The following is a 26,815-nucleotide window of genomic DNA, read 5'->3' as shown; positions in this document are numbered from 1 at the left end:
CCCCACTATGGCATCTCTTGTTGAAAAGGTCACCCGTGCGGCGCTTCGTCTTGTTGCCGCGCAATCGCCGGAAAAGGCCGGGGAGTTGGCGTTCTGGCTGTTTACCCGCACACGCTCGACCAAGCCGCAGAGCGATAAGGAGCGAAAGGCGCTGGCGCTTGCCGAAGCGCGCATGGCCCGGAGCGAGACCGTGCGCCTGGTGATTGCCGGCAGTGTCGTCGCCACCCACGTGTTCCGGCCGCAGACCCCGGCGCCTGGCGGGCAGAAGGTTCTGGTGGTGCACGGCTACAGGTCGCGCAGCGATCACATGATCGCGCTCGCCGACGCGCTGGTTGCGGCCGGGCACACCGTGGTGTGCCTTGATCTTCCGGGGCACGGCGCGTCAACCGGCAAAACCCTGCATCTGGGCAAGGCGGTGGAAGCCATCGACGCGGCCTGGCGCCAGCACGGGCCGTTTGATGCTTTTGTCGGCCATTCCTTCGGCGGACCATCGGTGATGGCTGCGGCGGCGGGGTCTATCCTGCACGTGCCGCAGCGGCGTCCGGACCGCATTGTCACCATCGCGGCTCCTTCCAACATGGCCGACGTGTTCCGTTGGGCGGGAAAGCTGATGGGGCTTGGCGCTGCCGCGCAAAGTGCGTTCGAGCGCCAGGTGTTGCGGTTTGCAGGCAGGCCGCTGTCCGAGTTCCGGGTAGACCGGATGATGCATGATGTTCCAGTCCGGACGCTGGCGATCCATGCCGAGGACGACAAGGAAGTGGCGTTTTCCAATGCCGAGGCGATCGCCGGGATCGGACCGCATGTCAGGCTGATGAAAGCCAGCGGCTTCGGTCACCGGCGCATCGTTGCCGCCGAACCGGTCATCCAGGCGGTCGTCGCCTTCTTGGGCGAGGAGGGCAGGGCTGCGGAAATCGTCGGTCTGCCCCTTCCATGTTCGAGCGAACCGAATAGGTTGACGGCCAGCGAAGACAGGAGCGTACGGAGGCTCGCGTGAGCATTGTCAAAACGGTTGCTGAACTCGATGCGATCTATGGAGAGACATCGGAAGCGTCGCTGATCAAGGTGAGCGACCGGTTGACCTCAGGCTATCGCCGGCTGATCGAAGCCTCGCCGATCGTGGCGCTTGCGACATGCGGGCCGGAGGGGCTGGACTGCTCGCCGCGCGGCGATCCGGGCGCGGTGATGACCATCCTCGATGACCGCACCCTGGTGCTGCCCGACCGGCGCGGCAACAACCGGATCGATTCGCTGCGCAACATCGTGCGGGACGGGCGGGTTGCACTGCTCTTCCTCATCCCCGGTTCCAACACCACGCTGAGGGTCAACGGCAGGGCCGAGATCTCGGTCGACCCGGAGCTGCTCGAAAGTCTCGCGATGGAGGGCAAGCTGCCGCGGTCGGCGATCGTCGTCAGTGTCGGCGAAATCTACTTCCAGTGCGCGCGGGCACTGATGCGCGCCCGGATCTGGGACCAGAACGCCTGGCCGGATGTCAGCGATCTGCCGACGCCGGGGAGCCTGATGCGGGAGCTCAAGCAGGACTTCGACAGCTTGACTTACGACAGGGACTGGCCCGAGCGGGCGAAGAACAGCATGTGGTGACAAAAAAACCGGCCGCTAGGGCCGGTTTTTCATTGTTTCAACCTGGATGATCCGGTCAGTTCCGGACGATCACCCTGGTGCCGATGTTCACCTGGTCATAGAGATGAGTGACATCATCGTTGGCCATGCGGATGCAGCCAGACGACATCGCCTGGCCGATGGTCCAGGGCTGGTTGGTACCGTGAATGCGGTAAATGGTCGAGCCGATATACATGGCGCGCGCACCGAGCGGATTGTCCGGTCCGCCCTCCATGTAGGCCGGCAGAACGCGGCCTTCCTGGCGCTTGACCCGGTCCCGCATCACCTGGGGCGGCGTCCAGCCCGGCCATTCGGCCTTGCGGGTGATCTTGTTGGTGCCCTGCCAGGTAAAGCCGTCACGGCCGACGCCGATGCCGTAGGCCATCGCCTTGCCCTTGCCGACAACGTGGTAGAGCCGCCGGTCGGAGGTGTCGATGATGATGGTGCCTTCCGCATGGTTCTCCTTGAACGAGATGACCTTGCGCTTGATCGGCGATTTGTCCGAGCGGCGGTGCTTGTTGTAGTTTTCCGAGGGCGGAAACAGCAACTGCAGCAGGGACTTGGAATCAGAGGAGGTCTGGCCGGCCGGCTGGGCCTGGACGGAAGCAGGCGCCATCAGGCATAGGGCGAGAATAGCGGAAGATATCATACGTTTCATGTTACGATCCGGAGCTGTCGTTGAAAGAGGGCGAGACTCGTTGCTTGAGCAAGGCCTCAGCCAATCCGCAGACAAGACCCCGACCCATGATGCTTATGGGTAACTGCTTCGCTGCGGACTGTCCAGCTTGGAGCGGATTGTCTTTGCCAAAATGTACTGTCTGGCGCTGCAAAATGGGCGGCGTTTTACGTCTGTATTCTGAAGGAGACAATCAGGACTTGTAGATCGCCCAGTTCTTTTCGAAATCCTGGTTCAGCTCCGGCTTGTAAAGCTGCGTTCTGTTGCGGCCGCTATGCTTGGCGGTATAGAGCGCCACGTCTGCCTTGTTGTAGAGTTCCTCGGCGCTGTCGGCATCGCTGGCCATGCAAATTCCGAGGGACAGGGTGATCGGCCCGTAATTGACGCCGGTTTTCTGGTTCCGCAGCGGCGTGGCTTCGACGGCCTTGCGCAGGCGTTCGGCGATTTCCATGGTGATTTCGAGGCTGGTTCCCTCAAGGATCACCGCGAATTCCTCGCCGCCGGTGCGCGAGATGAAGACATCCTTGCGCAGCGTGCTTTTCATCACCGCCGCGACAACGCCGAGCACGCGGTCGCCGACCGGATGGCCGTAGGTGTCGTTGAATTTCTTGAAATGGTCGATATCGGCGACAATCAGCGCATAATACATCGCGTTGCGCTGTTCGTTGTAGATGTTGGCCAGGACCTCGTCGAAGGCCCGGCGGTTGGCCAGGCGGGTCAGCGGATCGGTGTTGGCGATGCGCTTGTACTCGTCGAGCTCGAGCTTGACCTGTTCCATCTCGCGGGCGCGTTCGACCATATGTTCGACAACGACCTTGCCCTTTTCCATGCTGTCGCCGGTGGCATTGGTCAGGACGCTGATGACGTTGTTGAGAATCTCGGCGCTGGCCATGCTCTTGGTGGAGATGCGGTTGTAGGCTTCGCCGAGCAGCTTCGAGTAGCTCTCCATCGACGACTGCTCCTGCTTGAGCAGCCGCAGCATGCCATCGAGTTCGCCGGAAATCTTGTCGTGAGCCCCTTCCACCACGCCGGTGCGGTAGTGATGGGGGAAAACCTTCTTGCCCAACGCATCGAGATCGTCCTGGGCCGGATTGCGGCCAAGCGCCTCAAACTGTTTCGTCAGGGTCGGGTTGGATGCATTGAGCGCTTCGTAGACCAGTTCGTAGTTCCGCGGCAGACCGGAAATGCCTCTACGGCGCATGGTGGCGAGCACCAAGGTGGCCGTGTCCATCGAATGGACCTTGTTCGTCGGCGATACCGTCATTGTCGTCCCCAGAATGGCTTTCATAGCTCTAGTGGCCGTTATTCTTACGGGTAAAATCTTGGGGAAATATTAATGGCAACGAGGCTTTCAGCCCCGTTGCTCACCCGTGGATATGCAAAAACCGCGATGGTTTTGGAATTCTAGCCTAAATTCAATTCCTTGAAGAAATCATTGCCCTTGTCGTCGATCACGATAAAGGCCGGAAAATTTTCGACTTCGATCCGCCAGATCGCCTCCATGCCGAGTTCGGGGTACTCGACGATCTCGACTTTCCGGATGCAGTCCTGTGCCAGGCGGGCCGCCGGGCCGCCGATCGATCCAAGATAGAAGCCGCCATGCCGGGCGCAGGCTTCGCGCACAGAGCGCGACCGGTTGCCCTTGGCGAGCATGACCATGGAGCCGCCGAAGGACTGGAACTGATCGACATAGGAATCCATGCGGCCCGCGGTGGTGGGGCCGAAGGAACCGGACGCATAGCCTTCGGGCGTTTTGGCGGGACCGGCATAGTAGACCGGGTGGTTCTTGAGATAGTCGGGCATCTCTTCGCCGGCTTCCAGGCGCGCGCGTATCTTCGAATGCGCCAGGTCGCGGGCAACGATGATCGAGCCGGTGAGCGACACTTGCGTCTTGATCGGGTGCTTGGACAATTCAGCCAGGATCTCGCTCATTGGCCGGTTCAGGTCGATCTTGACCACGTGTTCGGAGAGCTTGTTCTCGTCGATTTCCGGCAGGTATTTTGACGGATCGGCTTCCAACTGCTCAAGGAAGATGCCGTCCTTGGTGATCCTGCCCTTGGCCTGGCGGTCGGCCGAGCAGGAGACACCGAGACCGATCGGCAGCGAGGCGCCGTGGCGGGGAAGGCGGATGACGCGGACATCGTGACAGAAATATTTGCCGCCGAACTGCGCGCCGACGCCCATCTGCTGGGTCAGCTTGTGGACTTCGGCTTCCATTTCGAGGTCGCGGAAGGCGTGACCGGAGTCCGAGCCGCTGGTTGGCAGTTCGTCAAGATACTTGGTCGAGGCGAGCTTGAGGGTCTTGAGGTTCATCTCGGCGCTGGTGCCGCCGATGACGATCGCCAGGTGATAGGGCGGGCAGGCCGCGGTGCCCAGCGTCAGGATCTTTTCGCGCAGGAACTCGATTATCCGGTCATGGGTCAAGAGCGACGGCGTGCCCTGGTAGAGAAAGGTCTTGTTGGCCGAACCGCCGCCCTTGGCGACAAACAGGAAGTCGTAGCTGTCCTCGCCCTCTTCATAAATGTCGATCTGGGCCGGCAGGTTGGTCTTGGTGTTCTTCTCCTCGAACATGGAAAGGGGAGCGAGCTGCGAGTAGCGAAGGTTGCGGCGCTCGTAGGCGTCCATCACGCCGCCGGCCAGCGCCTCGTAATCGCCGCCCTCGGTCCAGACCTTGCGGCCCTTCTTGGCCATGATGATCGCGGTGCCGGTGTCCTGGCACATCGGTAGCACGCCGCCGGCGGCGATATTGGCGTTCTTGAGCAGGTCGAAGGCGACAAAACGGTCGTTCTCGGTGGCTTCCGGATCGTCGAGGATGGCCGCCAGTTGCTTGAGATGGCCGGGGCGGAGCAGATGGTTGATGTCGCCGAAAGCCGCTTCGGCAAGAAGACGCAAACCGTCGGTGTCCACCGTCAGTATTTCCTGGCCGCGGAATTCCTCGACGCCGACATGCTTGTCGGTCAGTTTTTTCCAGGGTGTGGTGTCGGGTCCAAGGGGGAAGAGATCGTTTGCCACGGGATACCTTTCCGGTCGCCTGTTAGTCGCCTGCAATGCCGCGTATCCAATTGGATGCGCAAAGGCCGCTTCAAATTGTTGAATCAATGCATGCGCGTTGTCGCTTACATGAAACCGTTTGAGCGCGACATGCATTCGTCTGAAGGCCCGGTCTTAGGATGAAGGCGGATGAATTGCAATTGCGCTTTGGGTACAGGGACGAAGGTGCTCTTGTATATATCAAAATATCATGACATATCGAAGTGGATGAATCGTTTTAGTGGCGCGAGGCTTTGATATCGTGATCAGGGCAGACGCGTTTGCCTGCCCGAATCGGTGCCCGGGAGTACGACATGTCGACATTTGAACGCTACCTGACACTCTGGGTCGCCTTTTGCATCGTGGCGGGGATTGGCCTCGGATACGCCTTCCCGGCCGTTTTCCAGGCCATCGGATCCGCCGAGATCGCCAATGTCAACCTGCCGGTCGCGGTGCTGATCTGGCTGATGATCATCCCGATGCTGGTCAAGATCGATTTCGGGTCGCTGGGGCAGGTCAGCCGGCACTGGCGCGGCATCTCGGTCACCCTCATCGTCAACTGGGCGATCAAGCCCTTCACCATGGCGGTCATGGCATGGTTTTTCATCGGATGGCTGTTCCTGCCTTATCTGCCCTCCGAGCAGATCAACAGCTACATCGCCGGCCTGATCCTGCTTGGCGCCGCACCCTGCACGGCGATGGTGTTTGTCTGGAGCAACCTGACCAGGGGAGATCCGCTGTTCACACTGAGCCAGGTGACGGTGAATGACCTGGTGATGGTGATTGCCTTCGCCCCGATCGTTGCGCTGCTTCTGGGCATTTCGGCGATCACTGTGCCGTGGCAGACCCTGCTTCTGTCCGTCATGCTCTACATCGTGGTGCCGGTGATCATCGCCCAGGTTCTGCGCAACCGGCTTCTGGCATCCGGCGGAGAGGCCGCGCTGCAGGGGCTCCTGTCGAAACTGCAGCCGCTGTCCATCGTGGCGCTGCTGGCGACGCTGGTCGTGCTGTTTGCGTTTCAGGGCCAGGCGATCCTGGCACAGCCGCTGATCATCGTGCTTCTGTCCGTGCCGATCATCATCCAGACCTACCTGATCTTCGGCATCGGCTATATCGCCAACCGTGTGGTCGGCGAGACCCACGTGATCGCCGGACCGTCGGCGCTGATCGGAGCCAGTAATTTCTTCGAGCTGGCGGTCGCCGTGGCGATCAGCCTGTTCGGCTTTGAGTCCGGCGCAGCACTCGCCACCGTGGTCGGGGTGCTCATCGAGGTTCCCGTCATGTTGTCCCTGGTGTTTATCGTCAACCGGTCGAAGGGCTGGTACGAGATGGCGCCGGCCCTTGCCCGGCGCGGTGCGGCAGACACGCCGGATTGATGCTTCCGCCACCCTGGCGGACCACGGACGGCACGGTTTTCTGGTATCGACGAAATGTGCTGTATCATGAGCCGGAGGCGTTTTCGCGACAGTCCGGTTGTCCGGCCTGCTCACGAAAGGGTGACAATTCTGCGGATTGAAACCATCAGTCATTCTTTCCATTGCCGTGTTGATTTGTTAGTGTTCGGGCGAACTTGGCAATATTGTCGGAACGCGCGGGGCCCTCGGGCCTTGCATAACAATCTGGGTTGGGCATGAGTATCAAGATGCGTGCAGGCGTGGCGTTGATCGCCATCGCGGTCACTTTTACCGGCGTGGTGGCAGCAACGCCGCCGGTTCAGGCCCAGGGCCTGCTCGACGCCCTCTTCAAGAGCCCGGCCCAGCGGAAGCGCGAGCAGATGGCGCGCGAACAGGCTCAGCAGCAGGCCGTTGCGCCAAAGCCCGTCACCCGGATCAGCGGACCAAGCTACCGGGCCTACAAGCCCGATACCCTGGTCAAGGTCGATTTCGGCAAGATCGCCGATCCCGTGGTGACCGGTGGGATCGACGACATGGCACTGTCGCCGCTCGGCATCGATCCGTTCGCCGAAGGACGACCGGCTCTGGCGGATCTGTCGCTCAAGGCGTTGCCGGAGGCAGCCGAGGCGGTGGTCGAATATTACTCCATCCATCCGGGCTACATCTGGGTGGCGGGAACATCGATCACGGATCGCGCCCGGGCGGTGATCGACGTGCTCAATGCTGCCGATGAAGTTGGCCTGTCGGCAGCAGACTACAGGGTCGACGCACCCGCCGACGCATTTGATGTCACGCAGGGCACCGAACGCCAGAAGGAGCTGATGGCCTTCGAGATGAAGCTGTCGGTCGCGGTCGCCAACTACATGCTCGACGCCACGCGCGGCCGGGTCGATCCCAACCGGATCTCCGGCTATCACGATTTCAAGCGCAAGACCCCGGATCTGGCCAGGCAGCTCGAAGCGCTGTCGAAGGCTGCCGATCCGGCCGAGGCGCTTGTTGCGCAAAACCCGCAAGGCGCGCATTTCGAGGCGTTGAAAGCGGAACTCAAGCGGCTCAAGGATCTCGATGACGGCGCGCGCATCGAAATCGCCGCGGATCTGCTGCTCAAGCCGGGGCAATCAAATCCCGAGCTTGCCAATGTGATTGCTGCGATCGAAATGAAGGGCAGCGATGCGCTGAAGACCGACCATGCGCTCTTGTTTGCGAGCTATGCCGGCAAACCCGAATATGACGAGGAGCTGGTCTCGCTGGTCAAGGCGTTCCAGAAGGAAGCCGGCCTCAAACCCGACGGCGTCGTCGGCCCGGCGACCCGCCGTGCCATGGTCGGCATCACCAATGCGGACAAGATCGAGAAGGTGAAACTGGCGATGGAGCGGGCGCGCTGGCTACCGGGCGTGCTGGCCTCGCGGCGGGTGTTCATCAACCAGCCGGCCTATACCGCAACCTATTTCGAAGGCGGCAAGTCGGATCTGTCGATGCGGGTCGTTGTCGGCTCCAAGTCCAACCAGACCTATTTCTTCGACGACACCATCGAACTCGTCGAGTTCAATCCCTACTGGGGCGTGCCGCAGTCGATCATCATCAACGAGATGCTGCCGAAGCTGAGGGCCGACCCGTCCTATCTCGACCGGCTCGGCTATGAGGTCACCTCGGGCGGCCGCGCGGTCTCGTCGAGTTCGGTCAACTGGAATGCCGTCGGCAAGGGCAGCGGCATCGGCGTGCGCCAGCCGCCAAGCGACGGCAACGCGCTGGGCGAATTGAAGATCCTGTTCCCCAACAGCCACGCGATCTACATGCACGACACGCCGTCAAAATCCCTGTTTCAGCGCGACACCCGCGCCTTGAGCCACGGCTGCATCCGGCTGCACGATCCGCGCGCCATGGCTGCCAAGGTACTCGGCACATCTGTCGCCGATATCGGCAGCCACATTGCCGGCGGGCAGAACAAGCAGGTGCAGCTTTCGACGAAGATCCCGGTGCATGTGGCCTATTTCACCGCGTGGCCGGATGATGCCGGGACGGTTGAATATTTCGCCGATGTCTATGGCCGCGACAACTATCTGCGCAAGGCGATTGACGCCACCGAGGCTGCCCGAAGCTCCTGACCTCGCGCCACCGCGCGAGGCTGTGACCCGCGGGCATCTGCATTCTGGCTGGCTGTGCGGGGTGTAGCGCCGCGCTGCCTCCGGCGATCCGGGGCAGGGTGGCTTGCGGCGCGGTCGATTTGACTTCTGTCACAGTGCGGAGCGATGTTTCCTGCTAGGAGGATCGGCGGGCGCGGGAAGTGCGCGCCGGTTAACCTGCGGAGCACAGAGCGGATGAAGATCGGAATCGTCGGAACCGGAATGGTCGGAAGTGCCGCGGGCTATGCCATGGCGCTTCTGGGCGTGGGCACGGAGATCGTGCTGGTCGACGCCAACCCGGCGCTGGCGCTGGCCCAGGCGCAGGACATTGCCCACGCCACGCCGTTCGCCACCACGGTTGCCATCCACGCCGGGGACTATGCGGACCTCAGGGACGCCGCCGTGGTGATCATCGCCGCCGGCGTCAGCCAGAAGCCGGGCGAAAGCCGGCTGGCGCTGCTCGGACGCAATGTCGAGGTGTTCCGGTCCGTCATCGGCGGCATCATGAGGGCTGCGCCCGACGCCATCCTTCTGATCGCCACCAATCCTCTCGATGTGATGACCTTCATCGCGCAGCGCATCTCCGGCCTGCCGCCCGAGCGGGTGATCGGTTCGGGCACCATTCTCGATACTGCGCGGCTGAGAACGCTGCTCGGCGATCATCTGGGCATCGCCCCCAATTCCGTGCATGCCTATGTGCTGGGCGAGCATGGCGACAGCGAAGTCGCTGTCTGGTCGAGCGCCATGGCCGGCAGCGTGCCGATCGTCTCCTTCGCCAGGCAGATCGGCCGGCCGCTCGATGTGGCGGCGCGGACCAGTATCGCCGAACAGGTCAAGGGGGCGGCCTACACCATCATAGAGGGCAAGGGGGCAACCTGGTACGGCATCGGCGCCGGGCTTGCCCGCATCGTCGGCTCGATCATCGATGACGAACGCACCGTGCTCAGCGTCTCACAGGTCAATGAAGACATCGAGGGCGTCCGGGACGTGCCTCTGTCGCTGCCGCGCATCGTCGGCCGCGAAGGCATCATCGCCACGCTGATGCCCGATCTGGATGCGAGCGAACGCGCGGCGCTCAAACGCAGCGCCGAGGTGATTTCGGGGTTCTCGTCGAAACTCGAGTTCTGAGGCGGCGATCCGCCCCTCAAATCTCCTCAGTCACCACCTTCTCCAGAATCTCGTCCGCCGTTGCCTTCGAGCACAACTGCGTGGCGGGCGTCATGACAGCTGATCCGGCGGCGGCGACGCCGTGGCGGACGGCATCGCGGAAGCTGCCGCCGCGTGACAGTTCGAGCGCGATGGCAGCGACCATGCTGTCGCCGGCGCCGACCGCGCTCAGTGTCTCGATCTTCGGCGGGCAGCAGAAGAAACGGTCGTCCACCGTCACCCCGACGGTGCCTTGGGCGCCGATCGACATGACCAGCCGTTCCGCTGCGCCCGAGCGTATCAGCTCGCGGCCATAATCGGCGAGTTCGGCGGGGGAGGCGAAGTTTTTGCCCGACACCTCGGTCGCCTCCGCGCCGTCCATCCGGAGCAGCGCAAACGGCGGGCCTGGATTGGCGGCAGCTGCCTCCAGCGCCTCGCCGGAGGTGTCGAGGAACAGCTGCGCGCCCTTGTCGATCACCATCTGGTTGACGGTCGAGGCGATACCGGCCGGCACGCCCGGCGGCAGGCTGCCCGACATCACGGCGATGCGGCCTTTGGCGAGATGTGGTTCGAGCGCTGCCCGCATCCGCTCGGTCTGGTCCGGCTGCCAGACCGGACCGGGCAGTTGAAACCGGAACTGCTTGCCGGTGCTTTCATCGAGAATGGCAAAGGACTGCCGGGTGTTGCCGGCGGTGGGGAAGTGGGCGACGTCGATGCCTTCCGCCTTGAGCATCGACAGCGCCATGCTGCCGGTTTCGCCGCCGAAGGCGACAAAGGCCTGTGAGCTTCCCTCAAGCCGCAGCAGCGCCCGGGAGACATTGACGCCGCCGCCGCCCGGGTCGTAGCGCGGTTCGGCGCAGCGCAGCTTCGGGCCGGGCACAACCGCGTCGACGGACGTTGCCACGTCAAGGGCAGGGTTGAGCGTGATGGTCAGAATGTCGGACATGGAGCGGACCATCACACAGGCGGGCAGGGGGTTTCAATCCATGGCAGGGCGGAATGGCCGGATTATTGTCCGGCTTTTTCCGCCTCCGCGACGTTGGTCTTGACCGCGACGAAACTGTCGGGCGTCACCGAGATGGTGTCGATCCCTGCCTTGACCAGGATCTTGGCGAATGCCGGGTTGTTGGACGGTGCCTGGCCGCACAGCCCGACTTTCGCACCCGCCTCGTGGGCGCGAGAGACAAGCGTCTCGATCATCCAGATCACCGCCGGATCGGCCTCGCTGAACAGGTTTGCCAGCTCGCCCGAATCCCGGTCGACGCCGAGGGTGAGCTGGGTGAGGTCGTTCGAGCCGATGGAGAAGCCGTCGAAGCGGGTGGCAAACTCGGCGGCGCGGATGACGTTGGACGGGATCTCGCCCATGACGTAGACCTGAAGCCCGTTCTCGCCGCGCTTGAGGCCGTTGTCGGCCATCACGGCCAGCACCTTGTCGGCCTCGTCGGGCGAGCGGCAGAACGGGATCATGACCACGACATTGTCGAAGCCCATTTCCTCGCGCAGCATCTTGATCGCCCTGCATTCGAGCGCGAAGCCGTCGCGGTAGGCGTCGGAGTAATAGCGCGAGGCGCCGCGGAAGCCGATCATCGGGTTTTCTTCCTTCGGCTCGAAGGCGCGGCCGCCGAGCAGCTCGGCATATTCATTGGTCTTGAAATCGCTCATCCGCACGATCACCGGCTTCGGGTAAGCGACGGCGGCGATGCGCGAAAGGCCGCGCGCCAGCGTCTCGACGAAATAGTCGCCCTTGTTGTCATAACGGCGGGTCAGCTCGGCGATCTCGGCCTTGGCGGCTTCGTCCTTGAGCGTATCGAAATTGACCAGCGCCATCGGGTGCACCTTGACGGCGGAATTGACGACGAATTCCATGCGCGCAAGTCCGACGCCGTCGGCGGGCAGACGCCACCAGCGGAACGCCGCCGACGGATCGGCGAGGTTGAGCATGATCTTCGTCTTCGTCTGCGGCACATGGTCGAGACGGACGTCGGTGACCTCGTATTCGGCGATGCCCTCGTAAACCGCGCCCTCCTCGCCGCCGGCGCAGGAGATGGTGACCTCCTGCTGGTCGTGCAGGATGTGGGTGGCGTTGCCGGTGCCGACGATTGCCGGAAGACCGAGTTCGCGGCTGACGATTGCCGCGTGCGAGGTGCGGCCGCCGTGGTCGGTGACAATCGCGGTGGCGCGCTTCATGATCGGCACCCAGTCGGGGTCGGTGGTCGACGTCACCAGGATCGAGCCGTCGACAAACTTGTCGATGTCCTTGACGCTCTCGATCAGGCAGACGCGTCCGGCGCGGACAGCGGCGCCGACGGAAAGACCGGTGAGCAGGGTCTTGCCGGTCTTCTTGATGGTGTAGGATTTGAGCGCCGTTACATCGATGCGCGACTGCACCGTCTCGGGCCGGGCCTGGACGATGTAGAGCCTGCCGGTCTCGCCGTCCTTGGCCCATTCCATGTCCATGGCTTGGCCGTAATGCTTCTCGATGGTCGCCGCCTGGCGGGCGAGGTTGAGGATTTCCTCGTCGGACAGCACATAGGCCTGACGCTCGGCCTTCGAGGTCGGCACGTTCTTCGTCTCGCCGCCTTCGGCGCCGGCGTAGATCATCTTGATCTCCTTGGCGCCGCAGGTCTTCTCGACAATCGGCTTGAGGCCGGGTTTGTCGAGCAGCGGCTTGAAGACCTCGTATTCATCGGGAGTGACTGCGCCCTGGACGACGTTCTCGCCCAGGCCCCAGGCGGCGTTGATCAGCACCACCTTGTCGAAGCCGGACTCGGTGTCGATGGAGAACATCACGCCGGAGCCGCCAATGTCAGAGCGGACCATCAGCTGCACGCCGATCGACAGCGCCACCTGGTTGTGATCAAAACCCTGGATCTTGCGGTAGGTGATCGCCCGGTCGGTAAACAGCGAGGCGTAGCAGCGGCGGCAGGTCGACAGCAGCGCGGCTTCGCCGCGGACGTTGAGAAAGGTTTCCTGCTGGCCGGCGAAGCTGGCGTCGGGCAGGTCTTCGGCGGTGGCGGAGGAGCGGACGGCGACGGAGAGCTCCTTGTTGCCGGTGCGTTCGGACAGTTCGCGGTAAGCCGACAGGATCGCCTCGCGGATGTCTTCGGGCCAGTCGCCCGCCACGATTGCGGCGCGGACCGCCGTGCCGGTTTCGGCCAGCGTGCGCTTGCCGCTTTCGAGCATGTCCATCGCGTCGGCGATGACCTGGTTGAGATTGTTGGCCTTGATGAAGGCGCGGAAGGCGTCTGACGTGGTGGCGAAGCCGGGCGGCACGTCGATGCCCTTGCTGCCCAACTGCTGCACCATTTCGCCCAGCGACGAATTCTTTCCGCCCACCAAGCCGACGTCGCCGCGCGACAGATCTTCAAACCAGATGACATTCTTGTTGGCTGCGGACATGCGGCTCTCCCGGAGGCTGATTGAAACAGTCAGAACGAGAGGCAACTATAGAAGCGGGAATCCGGGTTGCCTTGATGTGCGTCAAGGCCGGATGCAAAACGATTGAAATCGGATCGAGGCGGATGGCAACCGTCCATCAGCAGGTTCGGAATGCGGCAAGGGCCGCCGGAGATGATCCGGCGGCCCTTGAGTGTTGAACCATGGTTATGGGGCGGGAATCAGAATTCGTCCCAGGCTTCCTCTTTGACCGCGGCTGCCTGACCCGCTCCGAAGGCATTGGCGATCTTCCGGCCCAGCGCCCGGGCGGGCGAGGGGGTGGGAGGCGAAGCCTTGCTTGCAGGCGCCGGTGCGGGTCTTGCCGCAGCGACGGAACCGCCGCCCGAGAGCTTGAAGCGGCTGACCAGGCCCTCGAGCTTGATCGCTTCGCCGGACAGACCCTGGGTCGCAGCATTGGTCTGTTCCACCATCGCCGCATTCTGCTGGGTCATCTGATCCATCTGGTTGACCGCCGAGTTGATCTCGGCGAGCGCATTGGACTGCTCGGTCGATGCGGTGACGATGGACTGGATGTGGTCGTTGATCTTTGTAATCTCGACCTCGATCTCGCCCAGCGACGTGCCGGTTTCGTTGACCAGCGCCACGCCGTTGCCGACCTGGCTCGATGAGGTCTCGATCAGCGTCTTGATCTCCTTGGCGGCGTTGGCCGAGCGCCCCGCCAGTTCGCGCACTTCCTGGGCGACCACGGCAAACCCGCGTCCTGCTTCGCCTGCGCGGGCCGCCTCGACCCCGGCATTGAGCGCCAGCAGGTTGGTCTGGAAAGCAATGTCGTCGATCACCGAGATGATCTGGCTGATCTTGTGCGAGGACTCTTCGATCCTTTCCATGGCGCTGATGGCATTGCGCACGACCGTTCCGGATTTTTCTGCGCCCTTCTTGGCATTGGATGCCATGACGCTGGCCTCGTCGGCGCGTTGTGACGAGTTCTTCACCGTCGAAGTGATCTCGTCGAGCGCGGCTGCGGTTTCTTCAAGTGAGGCTGCCTGCTGTTCGGTACGGCGGGACAGGTCGTCGGAGGCCGAACCGATCTCTGTGGCGGACAGATGCACGGATTTCGTGCCCGCCGAAATCTCTTCCATGGTGGCGCTCAAGGCGCTGATCGACGAATTGAACTCCGAACGCAGCTTCTCGTACTCGGGCGCGAAGGCTTCGTTGATGCGGTAGCTCAGGTCTCCCGATGACAGCCGCTCCAGCCCCTCGGTCAGGGCTTCGATGACGCGGCTGCGATCCGCCTCGTCGCGGGCACGGCCGGCTGCCGTCGAGGCATCAAGCTGCTCCTTGTCACTGCGCGCCTGGGCGGCCTCCCTGTCGACGCGAAGCTTGTCGAGTGCGGCTTCGCGGAATGCCAGCAGGGTCTGGGCCATGAGGCCGATTTCATCGGTCCGGTCCGCACCCTGGATGTCGCGGTCCAGATCGCCTGCGGCCACACGCTGCATGTCGTCGCGAAGCCCGGCGAGGGAGCGGATGATGCCGCGGCCTATGAACGCCGACATTCCGACCACCAGCAACAGGAACAGAAGCGCTGACATTGACTGGACGGTTTTCGTCTGCTGGGCTGCGGTGCCGACCGCAGTCAGTTGCGAGCGGACATGCTGATTGCCGATCTCGGCCAGCGTACTCAGATTGACGTTCAGCCGTTCGCCGCCACCATCGATGGCGTCATCGAGAGCCGCAAACTCTTCCTGCGAGGCATTGCTTTCGATCAGCTTCGGCAACTGAATCTGAATGGCGTCCGCAACCTCGGCCAGGTCGGCGGAAAAAGTCTCCATCAATTCGGGCCTGCCGATTTGTCGGGCCACCATAGTTGCGGAATTGGCCCCCTGGCGAATGACGGCGAGGGAACTGGCAATGGTCTCGACGCGCTCGGGGAGTACGACGCCCTCGTCGCGATCGATGATGGAATCCATCGCGGCCAGGGTCATCTCGATATTGGCCAATCGCATGGCATTCACGGTAGCGATTTCCTGGTTCATGGCATCGGCGACGAGAACCGAGCGTTGGGTCCGGGAGCCTTCAATCCAGCCGATGGCGACCAGGCTGCCGAATCCGACGGCGGCGGCAACGGCTATGGCAATGAGTTTGATGCGAATGGTGATGTTCTTTTTCATGGTCCGGTCCGATCGGGAGGAAATCTTTAACTGCTGGCGGGTGGGGCGGGGGCGCATCCGCCGTTCTGCAATAAGCTGATGCAATACTGAAAACTGGGGACATGGCTGTCTCGACGGCGCGCATCATGCTTGCCGCATTTCCTGTCTCGGGTCCTGTAGCGGGCTTGCCGTTACATCTCGTGAATGTGCGGAAATATGTTTAAGAGAATATGAAAAGACGCATCAGCAACTTGCAGAGGTGGGATAAGCCTGTGTCCGGTTTCGTGCAAAAATCAATCCCTGCCGATGAGGGACGACCGTCAGCAAGACACTCAGTTGTCGAGCGCCCGGCTAGGGCCGGTCGAGAATGAAGTCGGGAACGATGCCGGATTCGCCGATGGCGTTTGCTGGATCCTCGCCGTCGAAGAAGCCGTAGCCCGCGATCAGGGCGGTGCGGAAGCCCGCGGCGTTGCCGCCGAGAATGTCGGTGTGCAGCGTGTCGCCCACCATCAGCACCCGCTCGTCGGGGACGCCGGGGCGGATGCGCTCGCGGGCCATGTCGAAGATCGCCGGGAACGGCTTGCCGAAGAACACCGGCTCGATGCCGGTGGCATTGGCGAGGCGATGGGCATAATGGCCCGGCTCGCGCGACAGTCCGCTCTCCACCGGCGCGACCAGATCCGGATTGCCGACCAGCACCTGGCGCGGGTTGTCCTTCATTGCCTGTTCGAGCAGCGCCTGGCGTGCTTCGCTCCAGGCCGATGCGCCGAACATCAGCACCCCTTCGGCCTGAGCATAGGCGGACGCGTCGTCCTCGAGAAAATGCGCGCCGTCGGGCAGTTCCTCGCGGCCGAATTTCGGTTGGGCCGCCATGCCCCATTTCAGCTCCGGGCGGGTTTCGAGCCCCCGGAGCAGGGCCATGCGGCTTGAAACCACGTCGTCCGTACCAAAGCTGTAGCCCAGGCGCTGGTAGCGGGCATGAAGCACGGAGGAGGGGTAGCCGGCCGCATTGGTGACGACCATCACCTGCTTGCCGCGCGCACGCAGTCCGTTGACGCGGTCGACGACGCCGGGAATGGCGGTCTCGCCGATGTTGAGCACGCCGAAGGCGTCGAGCAGGAACACGTCGAACCGGTCGGCGATCGCATCGAGGTTTTCGGCCCGGACGAACTCGGCCTGCCGGCGCAATGCGGGCAGGCGGTGGCGCACAGATTCATATTCCCGGAAGGCCCACTCGGCGCCCTGGTCCTTGATGACCTCTGATCCTGTACTCAAATGATGGCTCCACGCACCTTGGCCGAGACCCATTCGCCTATCACGACGGCAGCCAGGATGACAATCAGGATCAGCGTCACCTGCGGCCAGGCAAGAGTGTTGAGCGAGGATTGCAGCTGCAGGCCGATGCCGCCGGCGCCGACCAGGCCGAGAACGGTGGATTCACGGATGTTGATGTCCCAGCGGAAGACGCTGATGCCGGCGAAGGCAGGCATGATCTGCGGGACTATGCCATAGGCCATCACCTGCCAGCGGCTGGCACCGGTGGCTGTGATCGCCTCGACCTGGGTAGGGTCGATCTCCTCGATCGCCTCGTAGAGCAGTTTGGCACAGAAACCGATCGAGCGCAGCGCGATCGCCATCAGCCCGGCAAAGACACCGGGGCCGACGATGGCGACCAGCAGCAGGGCCCAGATCAGCGAGTTGATCGAGCGGGTGGCGACGATGATGAACAGCGCCACCGGCCGGATGAACACGGCGCTCGGCGTGGTGTTGCGCGCAGCCAGAAAGGCCACAGGAACCGCCATAACAAGGGCGAGCAGGGTGCCGAGTGTCGCCATGTTGAGCGTGTCCCAGAGCGGCCCCCAGAGCTTGTCCATGTACGACCAGCGCGGCGGCCAGGCGCGGCCGCCGATGTCGGCGGCAATTCGCGGCGCATCCCAGACGAAGAACCAGGTGGTGGCCTCGGAAATGCGCTGCCAGCACCACATGAAGACGGCGACGCCCGCCAGGTAGGCAGCCCACCGCACAAGCGTCTGGTTGCGGTTGCGCAACTGCCAGATTTTCGTGCCGCTCGCGTTTTGTGAAACCGGCATTACTGCACCTTTGCCCTGATGATGCCGGACAGATATTCGAGCGCCATCACTGTGACGATGATGATCAGCAGGATCGCCGCCGCCGTGTCGAATTCATAGCGGTCGAAGGCTGTGTTGAGCGTGGCGCCGATGCCGCCGGCGCCGACCAGCCCGAGAACCGCGGATTCACGAAAGTTGATGTCGAGGCGGTACATCGACAGGCCGATCAGCCGCGGCATGACCTGCGGCTGCACGCCGTAGTTGATCCATTGCATCCAGGTCGAACCTGTGGCGCGGATGGCTTCCGCCTGCACCTTGTCCATCTCTTCGATGTCCTCGGCCAGTAGCTTGGCGAGAAAGCCGATGGTGGCAAACGACAGGGTGAGGAAACCCGCCAGCGGCCCGAAACCGAAGATCGCCACCAGCAGGATGGCGACGATGATCTCGTTGAGCGCGCGCGACAAGGCGACGATGGCACGGCAGACCAGATAGACCGGCAAGGGCGCAATGTTGCGCGCAGCCCCCAGGCCGATGGGAATCGAGATCAGGATGCCGACCACGGTGGAGGCCACGGTGATGATCACGCTTTCGAGAATGCCGTCGCGGATATCGGACCCGCGCGAGACGAAATCGGGATTGAAGAACGAGGTGATGAAAGCCCAGCCGCGGCTCAGGCCTTCGGCGACGCGGGCCCAGTTGACATCGATCGAGGCAACCGCCAGCACCAGATAAATCGCGGCGGCGAGGAACAGGCCCCAGCGCAGCGCCGGGTTGGCGATCAGCGGAGGTTTCTTCCAGGCGGTGCCGAGCCTCTCTTCAAGCGTGACGGCGGTCATGCTACCGCTTCCCCGGCGTCCGCGTCCTCATCGTCGACTTCGCGGATGGTCGCGTGCCAGTCCTCTTCACCGTAGATGTTGGTCAGCACGTCCTCGGTCATCTCGACCGGCTTGCCGTCGAAGGCCAGTTCGCCCGCCTTGAGCCCGACTATACGCTCGACGAACATCTGGGCCAGCGCCACGTCGTGGATGTTGATGACGGCGGCGAGGCCGCGCTCGGCGCACAATTCGCAGATCAGGCGCATGATCTGGCGCGAGGTTTTTGGATCAAGCGAGGCGGTCGGTTCATCGACCAGCAGCAGGCGTGGATCCTGGATCAGGGCACGGGCGATACCGACGCGCTGGCGCTGGCCGCCCGACAGTTCGTCAGCGCGCTTGTCGGCCATGGAAAGCAGGCCGACCCGGTCGAGCAGGCGAAAGGCCTCATCGATGTCGGCTTGCGGATATTTGCGGAAATAGGAGCGCCAGAAGCCAACATAGCCGAGGCGCCCGGAGAGCACATTCTCCATGACGGTCAGGCGTTCGACCAGCGCATATTGCTGAAAGATCATGCCCATCTTGCGGCGCATCTTGCGCAGCGCGCCGGAGCTGAGCGCGGTCACGTCGGTGCCGTCGAGGATGACGCTGCCCTGTGTCGGCTCGACCAGGCGGTTGATGCAGCGGATCAGCGTCGACTTGCCCGCGCCGGACGGCCCGATCAGGGCCATGACCTGGCCCTTGGGGACCGTCAGCGTGACGTTCTGGAGTGCCTTGTCGCCGGTGCGATAGGTCTTGGACAGGTTCTTGAGTTCGAGCATGGGGCCCCGTCATGAAGCAAGAAGGCGCCGCGCCAAAACGCCCGGCGCCAGAGGGAAGGGGATTAGCCGCAGGTGTACTGAACACCGTTGGCCGTGTCGATCTTGCGCACGACTTCCCAGAAATCCTTGTAGTTCATTTCCAGGAACTGGCCTTCGTTGGACTTCTCGAATTCCTTCTTCAGCGACGAGCCTTCCCAGGGGAAGGTGAAGAAGGCTTCCTTGATCTTTTCCTGAAGCTCGGGCTTCAGGTTATAGACGACGCCGAAGCCCGTGGTCGGGAAGGTCTGCGACTTGTAGATCGACTTGACCTGATCCGCCTTGATCACCTCGCGCTCGATCATCCGGTGCATCACCGAATTGGCGATGGCTGCGGCGGGGTAATCCTTGTTGGCGACGCCGAGTATCGAGTTGTCATGCTTGCCGGAGAAGGCAGGCTCGAAATCGGTGCCGGCGACCATGCCGTATTCGGCCTTGAGCAGTGCCGAGGGTGCCTTGAAGCCGGAGTTCGAGGTCTCCGAGGTGAAGGCCATGGTCTTGCCCTTGATGTCCTCGACTTTTTCGACGCCCGAACCGGGATAGGTGATGATTTCCATCTCGTAGCCGAAGCCGCCATCTTCCGATGCCATGATGGTGAAGGGACGGAAGCCGGCGCAGTTGACGGCGAGCGGGTTGGAGCCGGTGTTGAAGCCGGCGATATGGAGACGGCCCGAACGCATGGCTTCGATCTGGGCGGCATTGGACTGGACCGGGAAGAACACCGACTTCTTGCCGGTGATCTTGTCCAAGTGGGTCAGGAAGTCGGACCAGGCTTCCTTGTAGACGGCGGGGTCTTCCACCGGTGTGTAGGCGAAGATAAGCGTGTCCGGATCGATGAGCTCGGCCGCATCGGTCGGAATGTCGGCGATCATGTCGCCGTCGACGTCGCAATAGCGTTCATCCAGCGTGCCGCGCTCGCAATCGGCGGCGGATGCGGCCAGCGGCGCAGCGATTGTCAGGGCCACACCGGCGATGGTGCTCAAAAGCAGTGATTTCAAGGTCATGATCTTCCTCCCAATTGGCATTTCGTTTCTCCCGCGCTGACTATTCTGGGTCAGCGGCGAAATGGCAAGCGATTATGACAGGTCATCTGTTTGAATTAACAGGAGAGAATGGGGGCGAACTGCCCAGACCGGAGCTCAAGCATGCCAGTTCTGAGGCGGCAATTCGAAAATAACGAAACAAAAACGGACCTGTAACGAAAAGACGCGACCGAAGTCGCGCCATCCGGTTGCTTTAGAAAGACGCGGTGTTGCGTCAGACGGTGCCGCCGAGCGAGCTCTCCAGCGCCACCATTTCCTGGCCGCCGGCCATCAGGTCCTGCAACTCGTCCGGCGTGATCTGGCCGCGCTGCGCCGTCCCCAGCGTCTTGCCGCGGTTGAGCACGGTGAAGCGGTCGCCGACCGCCAGCGCATGGCGGACATTGTGGGTGATGAAGACCACGGCAATGCCGTCCTTGCGCACCTTGTCGATGGTGGCGAGCACATTGGCCGTCTGACGCACGCCGAGCGCCGAGGTCGGCTCGTCGAGGATCAGCACCTTGGCGCCGAAATGCACTGCCCTTGCAATCGCGACGGTCTGCCGTTCGCCGCCCGAGAGCGTGCCCACCGCCTGGTCGGGGCCGCGCAGGTTGATGCCCATCTTGCGCATTTCCTGCATGGTGATCTCGTTGGCATAGGCATGGTCGAACAGCTTGAACGGCCCGAATTTCTTCTCGGGCTCGTTGCCCATGAAGAAGTTGCGGCTCACCGACATCAGCGGGATCATGGCGAGATCCTGGTAGACGGTGGCGATTCCGGCCGTGATGGCGTCGCGCGGATCCTCGAAATGCATCGGCTTGCCTTCGAACAGAATCTCGCCGCGGGTCGGCTTGTGCACGCCCGACATTGTCTTGATGAAGGTGGACTTGCCGGCGCCGTTGTCGCCCAAGAGGCAATGGCATTCGCCCGGATAGATCTCCAGCGAGACGCCGTTGAGTGCAATCACCGAGCCGAAATGCTTCTCGATGTTCTTCATTTCAATCAGGGGAGCGTGTTCGGGATTCATCTCATCTCTCCCCCGTGATCATGCGTCTTATATAGGTGTTGAGCACCACGGCGAACAACAGGATGACGCCCAGGAACACGCGGAACAGCGAGCTTTCGACATTGGCGAAGAACAGGCCCTGCTGGACCACACCGAAGATCAGCGCGCCAAGTGCCGCGCCGATCACCGAGCCGTAGCCACCGGTCAGCAGCGCGCCGCCGATGACGACGGCGATGATCGCCTCGAATTCCTTGAGCAGGCCGCGGTCGGCGCCGGCCGAGCCAAACTCCATTACCTGGCAGGTGGCGAAGACGGTCGCGCAGAAGGCGGTGAACATGAACATCAGGATCTTCACCCGGTTGACCGGCACGCCGACATAGCGCGCGGCCTGGGCGTCGCCGCCGGAGGCGAAGATCCAGTTGCCGAATTTGGTGCGGGTCAGCACGAAATGGCCGAACGCCACCAGCATGAGCGCCCAGACGATCAGCATCGGGATGCCGTCGACCACCGGCTGCCCGGCGCGATTTCCACGCTCGAACACAGCGATGATGCCGGCGTCGCCGAGCCAGGCGAACAGCCCCTTGAGGATCTTGCCGCCGAAGAGGGCCGCCAGCCAGTCGCCCTCGGCCGCCTTGTCGATACCGCCGATGATGGTCTTGCGCTCGATCAACTGCGGCAAATAGATGGTGAAGCCGCGCAGGATGAAGAGGAAGGCCAGCGTGACGATGAAGCTCGGCAGGCCGGTGCGCACCACGATAATGCCATTGAGCGCGCCGATGGCGACACACAGCGCGAAGGTCACGAGGATCGCCTGCCAGACCGGCCAGCCCAGGGTGATCGAGAAGATCGCAATCATCATTCCGGCGAAACCGATCATCGAGCCGACCGAGAGGTCAAATTCACCGGCGATCATCAAGAGGCAGGCGCCGACCGCGATGATCATGAACTGCGCCGAGACGATGGACCAGTTGAGAATGCCTTGCGAATTGAACATCCCGCTGTCGCCGGCAAAAATCGCAAACAGCACGAACACGATCACGGTTCCGCAGATTCCACCCAATTCTGGGCGGATCAGCGCCTTGCGCAGGGCGGATGTCTGCTTGATGCGCTCGTCGCTTGCAGGTGCGTCAGCCATGTCGGACATGAGACCTCACAGACGTTTGAGATTCCTGGAAAAAAACGGGCAGCATCGCCGAAGCGCCGCTGCCCGAGGGGGAGGAAGCCCTAGCGGTATTCGCCCGCGTATTTTTCAACCATCGTCAGGCCATCGGCAGTCACGAAGCCGGGGCCGGAATTGATGTTGTTGCCCGGCAGCACGCCGTAGCGATGGTAGTTGGTCAGCACCACCACCGGCAGATAGGCCTGAAGGAAGGGCTGCTGGTCGATGCCCCACTTGATGGTGCCTGCCTTGATAGCCTCGACGATGTTGGCGCCGAGGTCGAAGGTGCCGAAGTAGATTTCACCGGCCATGCCGTTTTCCTGCAGCGCCAGGATCGTCGGGTCGGCACTGGTGGGGCCGAGCGTCAGCACCGCATCGGTGTCCGGGTTGGAGTTGAGGTAGGCCAGAACGCGGTTCTTGATTTCGGCCGGATCCTGGCCGGAATCGATCATCTGGTTGCCGAGATCGACGCCGAGCCCGTCGGCAAAGCCCTGGCAGCGTTCGGTCGACGACGGCGAGGAGATGTAGTGATTGACGCAGAGGAACGAGCCGACGCCATCGCCCTTGGCGCGCAGGCCTGCCGCATAGCCGGCGTCATATTCGGGCTGGCCGACATACATCAGCGCGCCGACCTCGCGGGCCTGGTCCGGGGTGCCGGAGTTCATGATGATGACGTCGACGCCTGAATCGACGGCGGCCCTGATCGGGCCTGAGAGCACGTCGTAATCGGCCAGCGTGGTGATGATGCCGTTGGGGCCGGAGGCGGCGGCCTGCTCGATGATGCGGGCCATGTCGGCGAGATCGCCGGTGGGCGGATTGCGGTATTCGACTTCCACACCCATCTGCTTGCCGGCCAGCGCAATGCCGTTCTTGATGGTGTTCCACCAGCTGTCGCTGTCAGGCGCATGGCTGACGAGCACGTAGCGTTCGCCTTCGGCGGATGCCGTGGTAGCGCTCAGCACCGGCGCTGCGAACACCGCAACCGCCAGAGCGAGCTTCTTGGTCAATGACATCATGATCTCCTCCCAGAGTATTTGTCGAATGAATGGAAAGGCCGGCCTCCCGCCGTCTCTCGATGGTCAGGAAACCACGAATCATTCCATTTTGCAACCGGTTGCAAAATGGAATTCGAAATTCTTGCTTTCACTGGTTTTTCTGGGCAGTAATGAAGGTGGTTCCGGACTGAGCGACAGGAGACGCTGATCAATGCCGCCAACGCTGAAGGATGTCGCCGAAAGGGCAGGGGTGTCGCGCGCGGCGGTCTCGCGCACCTTCACCGACGGCGCGTCGGTGTCGCTGAAAATGCGCAGGAAAGTCGAGAAGGCCGCGACTGAACTCGGTTACAGTCCCAATGCGCTCGCCTCGAGCCTGACCACCGGGCGGACCAAGCTGATCGGCCTGGTCTCGAACAATTTCCACAACCCGATCTTTCTCGAAGTGTTCGACCTGTTCACCCGCGGGCTGCAGGAACGGGGCTTGCGGCCGCTCCTGGTCAACCTGTCGGATGAAACCGATCCCGCCAACTCGATCCGCATGCTCCGGCAATATTCGGTCGACGGCGTGGTGGTCGCGTCCTCGACGCTGCCGCCGGGCTTCGCCAAGGCGTTCCGCGATGCCGGTGTGCCGGTGGTGCACAGCTTCGGCCGCTACGCCAGTTCGCCGGAAGTGCACGTGGTCGGCATCGACAACGCCGAATGCGGCCGGATGGCGGCGCGCGAGCTTATCCGCCGCGGCTATCGTGATGTGGCCTTTCTCGGCGGGCCGGAATCCGCAACCTCGACACAGGACCGCTTTCGCGGCTTCATGGAGGAGCTGGCGCAGCATCCGGAGATCTCGGTGCGGCACTCATTCGCCGAGGCCTATTCGTTCAACGCGGGGCGCAAGGAAATGCTGGCGCTGCTGAAGCACAAGCCGGCCGAGGCCTATTTCTGCGGTGACGACGTGCTGTCGATCGGCGCGCTCAGCGCCATTGCCGACAGCGGCCTGAAGGTGCCGGGCGACATCGGCATCATCGGGCTCAACGACATGGAGATGGCGGGCTGGGAAAACATCAATCTCACCACCATCCGCCAGCCGATCAGCCAGATCATTGCGTCCTCGATCGAACTGATCGTCTCGATGCTGGAAAACCCCGACCGCTACCCCGAAGCCCGGCTGTTTCCGTGCAAGGTGATCGAGCGCGGTACCCTCAGACCGGTAGACTGATATCGGCCGTCAGCGGCATCGGCCGGATCACAGCATCTGCGCCTTTTCGACCAGGTCCCGCTTTTCCGGATAGGCCGAGGTGTCGATGCCGCGATCGTGGAGTGCGTCGCGCAGTTCTTCCTCGCTCAGCGCCTCGATCGCCTCCGCCGTCATCGCCATGAAATTGAGCTTGCGCTTGACCGGCGGATTGAGCTCGCCGAACACGCTGGTGTTCGCAAACGCGAATTCCCGGGCATATTTGCCCATGAAATGGTCGAGGAAGGTGTTGAGCGCCGGCCTGACCCGCGGATCATCGGTCATGTCGGCCTGGCAGGCATCGAGCGTTTCGACCATCAGCCTGGTCCAGCGCTCGGCGCCGCGGTCGTTCATCAGCTGCATGGCGTTGTGGGTGTGGTGGAAGCTCAGCCTGAAATCGGCGCCGTGATAATACGGACCGCCGCCCATCACGTCGGCCCACATCGAGGCTTGCGTGTTGATGTGGTGGTTGACGCCGCCGACGCGGGCAAAGACTGAAACGAACCAGTCCTCGTCGGCAAACACCCGGGTGTAGAAATTCTCGACGATGCGGACGATCCGTTCCGGCCCGAGCACCGAGAAAAGCTGCCAGAACTGGATCGGCTTCGACAGGTCGTTGGATGCCTCGAGCGAGATGATCTGCGCCATCCGGTGGGCGTTGTCGGGAAGCAGCTTCTTTTCGATGGCGGCGGTGATGTAGTCCCGCTGCGTCTTCTCCGTCATGTAGCCGTGCCGGGTCGGGAAGTTGGGGTAGGTGAATTGTTTCACGCGTCGTGTCCTTTGCCGGCCTGTCGCGCGCTTGCGCTCTCGTCAGGCCCCGTGCCAGGTCCTCGCCCGGGATTTGCATTGCTGTTTGCCCGCCTATTTAGGAAAAGGCGAGCGGCAATACAATCAGCCTCGGCAGGCGGCCCACGCGGTGGCGCCTGGGCAGTTGTCCGGCTGCCCGATCAACGCGGGCAAGAGGTCGCATTGGCGGATTAGCTGTGGCCTTGGCCGGCTTCAGGGGTAAAGCTGTGGCCAGACGATTCCAGCGCAAAGGCAGGACCCTCCTAATGGCAGGCCACCATCACCACCACATCGACGCCGGGAAGGGCGATTCACGCGTTGCCTGGGCGGTTGTCGTCAACCTGGCGCTGACGGTGGCGCAGATTATCGGCGGCATCGTCTCGGGCAGTCTCGCCATGATCGCCGACGCGATCCACAATTTCTCCGACGCGATGTCGCTGATCATCGCCTTCTTTGCCCGCAAGATCGCCCGGCGCCCGGCCGACGGAAAAATGACCTTCGGCTATGGCCGCGCCGAGGTGGTGGCGGCGCTGATCAACTACACGACGCTGATCGTGATCGGCTTCTATCTGGTCTACGAGGCGATCATGCGCTTCATCGAGCCTTCCGGCGTCGACGGATGGCTGGTGGTGATCATCGCCGGCGTGGCGCTCGCCGTCGATGTGGTGACGGCGCTGCTGACATTTTCGCTGTCGAAGGAGAGCGTCAATATCCGCGCAGCCTTCGTGCACAACGTCGCCGATGCGCTGGGCTCCCTGGCGGTGATCTTCGCCGGAACCCTGATCATCCTCTACGACTGGCAGATCATCGATCCGATCGTCACGCTGGCGATCGCCGGATACATCCTGTGGCTGTCGTTCGGCGAGATCGGCAATGTGATCCGCATCCTGATGCTCGGCGCCCCGCCGGAGCCGAGCGCGTCACAGGTGATCGAAACCATCGAAGCCATCGACGGCGTCCAGAGCGTGCACCACCTGCATCTGTGGCAGATGCAGGAACACGAAGCGGCGCTCGACGCGCATCTCGTCATCGACACCGGACGCTGGGGCGACGCCGATGCGATCAAGCAGGCGGTCAAGGCGCGGCTCAAGCAGCAGTTCGACCTCGACCACACGACGCTGGAGCTCGAATGTGCGAAACACGCCTGCGTTGGCGCGAAGATGATCGGGTGAGGGCGTGGGTCGTCTCCGGGGCGGCACTGTAAGCAAAGCACGGCACGTCTGGATATGCTGGCTGAAATTGCCACCTCGGTGCTGACCGTGCCACTGCGTACCCCGTTCGAATGGCCAGATCAGGGGACGAGAAGCCCGATGATTGAGGCAAATCAATAAATGCGCTCCTGATCCGTGCGATAAACA

General features: G+C 62.7%; 22 protein-coding genes. 7 read left to right on the top strand and 15 right to left on the bottom strand.

The window, feature by feature from the left end; genetic code table 11:
• The first annotated feature begins 7 nt into the window (after positions 1-7).
• Positions 8-994 carry an alpha/beta fold hydrolase gene (locus O4H62_RS07985; RefSeq protein ID WP_269386853.1) on the top strand — a complete coding sequence of 329 codons (987 nt, stop codon included), beginning with the start codon at positions 8-10 and terminating at the stop codon, positions 992-994.
• Entirely contained in the window at positions 991-1,599 is a 609-nt protein-coding gene (locus O4H62_RS07980; protein ID WP_269386851.1) for a pyridoxamine 5'-phosphate oxidase family protein, read from the top strand. Before O4H62_RS07985 ends, O4H62_RS07980 begins: the two co-directional genes overlap by 4 nt.
• Before the next feature lie 55 nt (positions 1,600-1,654).
• On the opposite strand, the gene O4H62_RS07975 is transcribed toward O4H62_RS07980, so the two are convergent.
• The 3 genes from O4H62_RS07975 to O4H62_RS07965 all read right to left on the bottom strand — a co-directional run bounded on the left by O4H62_RS07975 (position 1,655) and on the right by O4H62_RS07965 (position 5,305).
• Positions 1,655-2,275 carry a L,D-transpeptidase gene (locus O4H62_RS07975; protein WP_269386849.1) on the bottom strand — a complete coding sequence of 207 codons (621 nt, stop codon included), beginning with the start codon at positions 2,273-2,275 and terminating at the stop codon, positions 1,655-1,657.
• 211 nt (positions 2,276-2,486) lie between these two features.
• Entirely contained in the window at positions 2,487-3,557 is a 1,071-nt protein-coding gene (locus tag O4H62_RS07970; protein ID WP_269386847.1) for a GGDEF domain-containing protein, read from the bottom strand.
• Between the two features lie 140 nt (positions 3,558-3,697).
• Positions 3,698-5,305 carry a fumarate hydratase gene (locus O4H62_RS07965; RefSeq protein ID WP_269386845.1) on the bottom strand — a complete coding sequence of 536 codons (1,608 nt, stop codon included), beginning with the start codon at positions 5,303-5,305 and terminating at the stop codon, positions 3,698-3,700.
• Between the two features lie 332 nt (positions 5,306-5,637).
• Between O4H62_RS07965 and arsB the strand changes: the two genes are divergently transcribed.
• The 3 genes from arsB to O4H62_RS07950 all read left to right on the top strand — a co-directional run bounded on the left by arsB (position 5,638) and on the right by O4H62_RS07950 (position 9,968).
• The gene (gene arsB / locus O4H62_RS07960; RefSeq protein ID WP_269386843.1) at positions 5,638-6,699 is read left to right on the top strand and encodes an ACR3 family arsenite efflux transporter; all 1,062 of its coding nucleotides are present in this window, start codon (positions 5,638-5,640) and stop codon (positions 6,697-6,699) included.
• A gap of 254 nt (positions 6,700-6,953) precedes the next feature.
• Positions 6,954-8,822 (top strand): L,D-transpeptidase family protein, encoded by a 1,869-nt coding sequence (locus O4H62_RS07955; RefSeq protein WP_269386842.1) that lies wholly within the window; start codon positions 6,954-6,956, stop codon positions 8,820-8,822.
• Between the two features lie 213 nt (positions 8,823-9,035).
• Positions 9,036-9,968 (top strand): L-lactate dehydrogenase, encoded by a 933-nt coding sequence (locus O4H62_RS07950; RefSeq protein ID WP_269386841.1) that lies wholly within the window; start codon positions 9,036-9,038, stop codon positions 9,966-9,968.
• A gap of 16 nt (positions 9,969-9,984) precedes the next feature.
• On the opposite strand, the gene O4H62_RS07945 is transcribed toward O4H62_RS07950, so the two are convergent.
• From O4H62_RS07945 to O4H62_RS07895, 11 genes are all read right to left on the bottom strand, one after another.
• Positions 9,985-10,932, bottom strand: coding sequence for a 1-phosphofructokinase family hexose kinase (locus O4H62_RS07945; RefSeq protein ID WP_269386840.1), 948 nt, complete (start codon positions 10,930-10,932; stop codon positions 9,985-9,987).
• A 62-nt stretch (positions 10,933-10,994) separates the two neighbouring features.
• On the bottom strand, positions 10,995-13,385 hold the full coding sequence (gene ppsA, locus O4H62_RS07940; protein ID WP_269386838.1) for a phosphoenolpyruvate synthase: 2,391 nt from the start codon (positions 13,383-13,385) through the stop codon (positions 10,995-10,997).
• Positions 13,386-13,603: 218 nt separating this feature from the next.
• Entirely contained in the window at positions 13,604-15,550 is a 1,947-nt protein-coding gene (locus O4H62_RS07935; RefSeq protein WP_269386837.1) for a methyl-accepting chemotaxis protein, read from the bottom strand.
• Between the two features lie 330 nt (positions 15,551-15,880).
• A complete protein-coding gene (locus O4H62_RS07930) occupies positions 15,881-16,804 on the bottom strand; it encodes a TIGR01459 family HAD-type hydrolase (RefSeq protein ID WP_269386835.1) in 924 nt (307 codons plus the stop codon).
• Positions 16,801-17,619 (bottom strand): phosphonate ABC transporter, permease protein PhnE, encoded by an 819-nt coding sequence (gene phnE, locus O4H62_RS07925; RefSeq protein ID WP_269386834.1) that lies wholly within the window; start codon positions 17,617-17,619, stop codon positions 16,801-16,803. Before phnE (O4H62_RS07925) ends, O4H62_RS07930 begins: the two co-directional genes overlap by 4 nt.
• Positions 17,619-18,434, bottom strand: coding sequence for a phosphonate ABC transporter, permease protein PhnE (gene phnE / locus O4H62_RS07920; RefSeq protein WP_269386833.1), 816 nt, complete (start codon positions 18,432-18,434; stop codon positions 17,619-17,621). The genes phnE (O4H62_RS07925) and phnE (O4H62_RS07920) overlap by 1 nt, the downstream gene beginning before the upstream one ends.
• A complete protein-coding gene (gene phnC, locus O4H62_RS07915) occupies positions 18,431-19,231 on the bottom strand; it encodes a phosphonate ABC transporter ATP-binding protein (protein ID WP_269386832.1) in 801 nt (266 codons plus the stop codon). Before phnC ends, phnE (O4H62_RS07920) begins: the two co-directional genes overlap by 4 nt.
• A gap of 62 nt (positions 19,232-19,293) precedes the next feature.
• Positions 19,294-20,271, bottom strand: a complete 978-nt coding sequence (phnD, locus tag O4H62_RS07910) for a phosphate/phosphite/phosphonate ABC transporter substrate-binding protein (protein ID WP_269386831.1) — start codon at positions 20,269-20,271, stop codon at positions 19,294-19,296.
• A gap of 253 nt (positions 20,272-20,524) precedes the next feature.
• Complete coding sequence (locus tag O4H62_RS07905; RefSeq protein WP_269387560.1) at positions 20,525-21,283, bottom strand: ATP-binding cassette domain-containing protein; 759 nt, start codon at positions 21,281-21,283, stop codon at positions 20,525-20,527.
• Positions 21,284-21,314: 31 nt separating this feature from the next.
• The gene (locus O4H62_RS07900) at positions 21,315-22,436 is read right to left on the bottom strand and encodes an ABC transporter permease (RefSeq protein ID WP_269386830.1); all 1,122 of its coding nucleotides are present in this window, start codon (positions 22,434-22,436) and stop codon (positions 21,315-21,317) included.
• A gap of 80 nt (positions 22,437-22,516) precedes the next feature.
• Positions 22,517-23,464: a sugar ABC transporter substrate-binding protein gene (locus O4H62_RS07895; RefSeq protein WP_269387559.1), complete on the bottom strand. Its 948-nt coding sequence runs from the start codon at positions 23,462-23,464 to the stop codon at positions 22,517-22,519.
• A gap of 193 nt (positions 23,465-23,657) precedes the next feature.
• On the opposite strand from O4H62_RS07895, the gene O4H62_RS07890 reads away from it, so the two are divergent.
• Positions 23,658-24,656, top strand: coding sequence for a LacI family DNA-binding transcriptional regulator (locus O4H62_RS07890; RefSeq protein WP_269386829.1), 999 nt, complete (start codon positions 23,658-23,660; stop codon positions 24,654-24,656).
• Positions 24,657-24,683: 27 nt separating this feature from the next.
• Here the strand turns inward: O4H62_RS07890 and O4H62_RS07885 are convergent, their stop codons facing one another.
• Positions 24,684-25,439, bottom strand: coding sequence for a hypothetical protein (locus O4H62_RS07885; protein ID WP_269386828.1), 756 nt, complete (start codon positions 25,437-25,439; stop codon positions 24,684-24,686).
• A gap of 284 nt (positions 25,440-25,723) precedes the next feature.
• Between O4H62_RS07885 and O4H62_RS07880 the strand changes: the two genes are divergently transcribed.
• A complete protein-coding gene (locus tag O4H62_RS07880) occupies positions 25,724-26,629 on the top strand; it encodes a cation diffusion facilitator family transporter (protein WP_269386827.1) in 906 nt (301 codons plus the stop codon).
• Positions 26,630-26,815: the final 186 nt, after the last annotated feature.

It is taken from the genome of Parahoeflea alexandrii (assembly GCF_027214025.1).
GTDB lineage: Bacteria > Pseudomonadota > Alphaproteobacteria > Rhizobiales > Rhizobiaceae > Hoeflea > Hoeflea alexandrii_A.
Note: the sequence above shows the minus strand (reverse complement) of the source record. Positions and strands in the feature narration are given on the sequence as shown.

Coding starts and splice junctions, on each gene's coding strand:
- O4H62_RS07985 (WP_269386853.1), top strand. CDS start 8: ATGGCATCTCTTGTTGAAAAGGTCACCCGTGCGGCGCTTCGTCTTGTT.
- O4H62_RS07975 (WP_269386849.1), bottom strand. CDS start 2,275: ATGAAACGTATGATATCTTCCGCTATTCTCGCCCTATGCCTGATGGCG.
- O4H62_RS07970 (WP_269386847.1), bottom strand. CDS start 3,557: ATGACGGTATCGCCGACGAACAAGGTCCATTCGATGGACACGGCCACC.
- arsB (WP_269386843.1), top strand. CDS start 5,638: ATGTCGACATTTGAACGCTACCTGACACTCTGGGTCGCCTTTTGCATC.
- O4H62_RS07955 (WP_269386842.1), top strand. CDS start 6,954: ATGAGTATCAAGATGCGTGCAGGCGTGGCGTTGATCGCCATCGCGGTC.
- O4H62_RS07950 (WP_269386841.1), top strand. CDS start 9,036: ATGAAGATCGGAATCGTCGGAACCGGAATGGTCGGAAGTGCCGCGGGC.
- O4H62_RS07945 (WP_269386840.1), bottom strand. CDS start 10,932: ATGTCCGACATTCTGACCATCACGCTCAACCCTGCCCTTGACGTGGCA.
- ppsA (WP_269386838.1), bottom strand. CDS start 13,385: ATGTCCGCAGCCAACAAGAATGTCATCTGGTTTGAAGATCTGTCGCGC.
- O4H62_RS07935 (WP_269386837.1), bottom strand. CDS start 15,550: ATGAAAAAGAACATCACCATTCGCATCAAACTCATTGCCATAGCCGTT.
- phnE (WP_269386834.1), bottom strand. CDS start 17,619: ATGCCGGTTTCACAAAACGCGAGCGGCACGAAAATCTGGCAGTTGCGC.
- phnE (WP_269386833.1), bottom strand. CDS start 18,434: ATGACCGCCGTCACGCTTGAAGAGAGGCTCGGCACCGCCTGGAAGAAA.
- phnC (WP_269386832.1), bottom strand. CDS start 19,231: ATGCTCGAACTCAAGAACCTGTCCAAGACCTATCGCACCGGCGACAAG.
- phnD (WP_269386831.1), bottom strand. CDS start 20,271: ATGACCTTGAAATCACTGCTTTTGAGCACCATCGCCGGTGTGGCCCTG.
- O4H62_RS07905 (WP_269387560.1), bottom strand. CDS start 21,283: ATGAAGAACATCGAGAAGCATTTCGGCTCGGTGATTGCACTCAACGGC.
- O4H62_RS07900 (WP_269386830.1), bottom strand. CDS start 22,436: ATGTCCGACATGGCTGACGCACCTGCAAGCGACGAGCGCATCAAGCAG.
- O4H62_RS07895 (WP_269387559.1), bottom strand. CDS start 23,464: ATGTCATTGACCAAGAAGCTCGCTCTGGCGGTTGCGGTGTTCGCAGCG.
- O4H62_RS07890 (WP_269386829.1), top strand. CDS start 23,658: ATGCCGCCAACGCTGAAGGATGTCGCCGAAAGGGCAGGGGTGTCGCGC.
- O4H62_RS07880 (WP_269386827.1), top strand. CDS start 25,724: ATGGCAGGCCACCATCACCACCACATCGACGCCGGGAAGGGCGATTCA.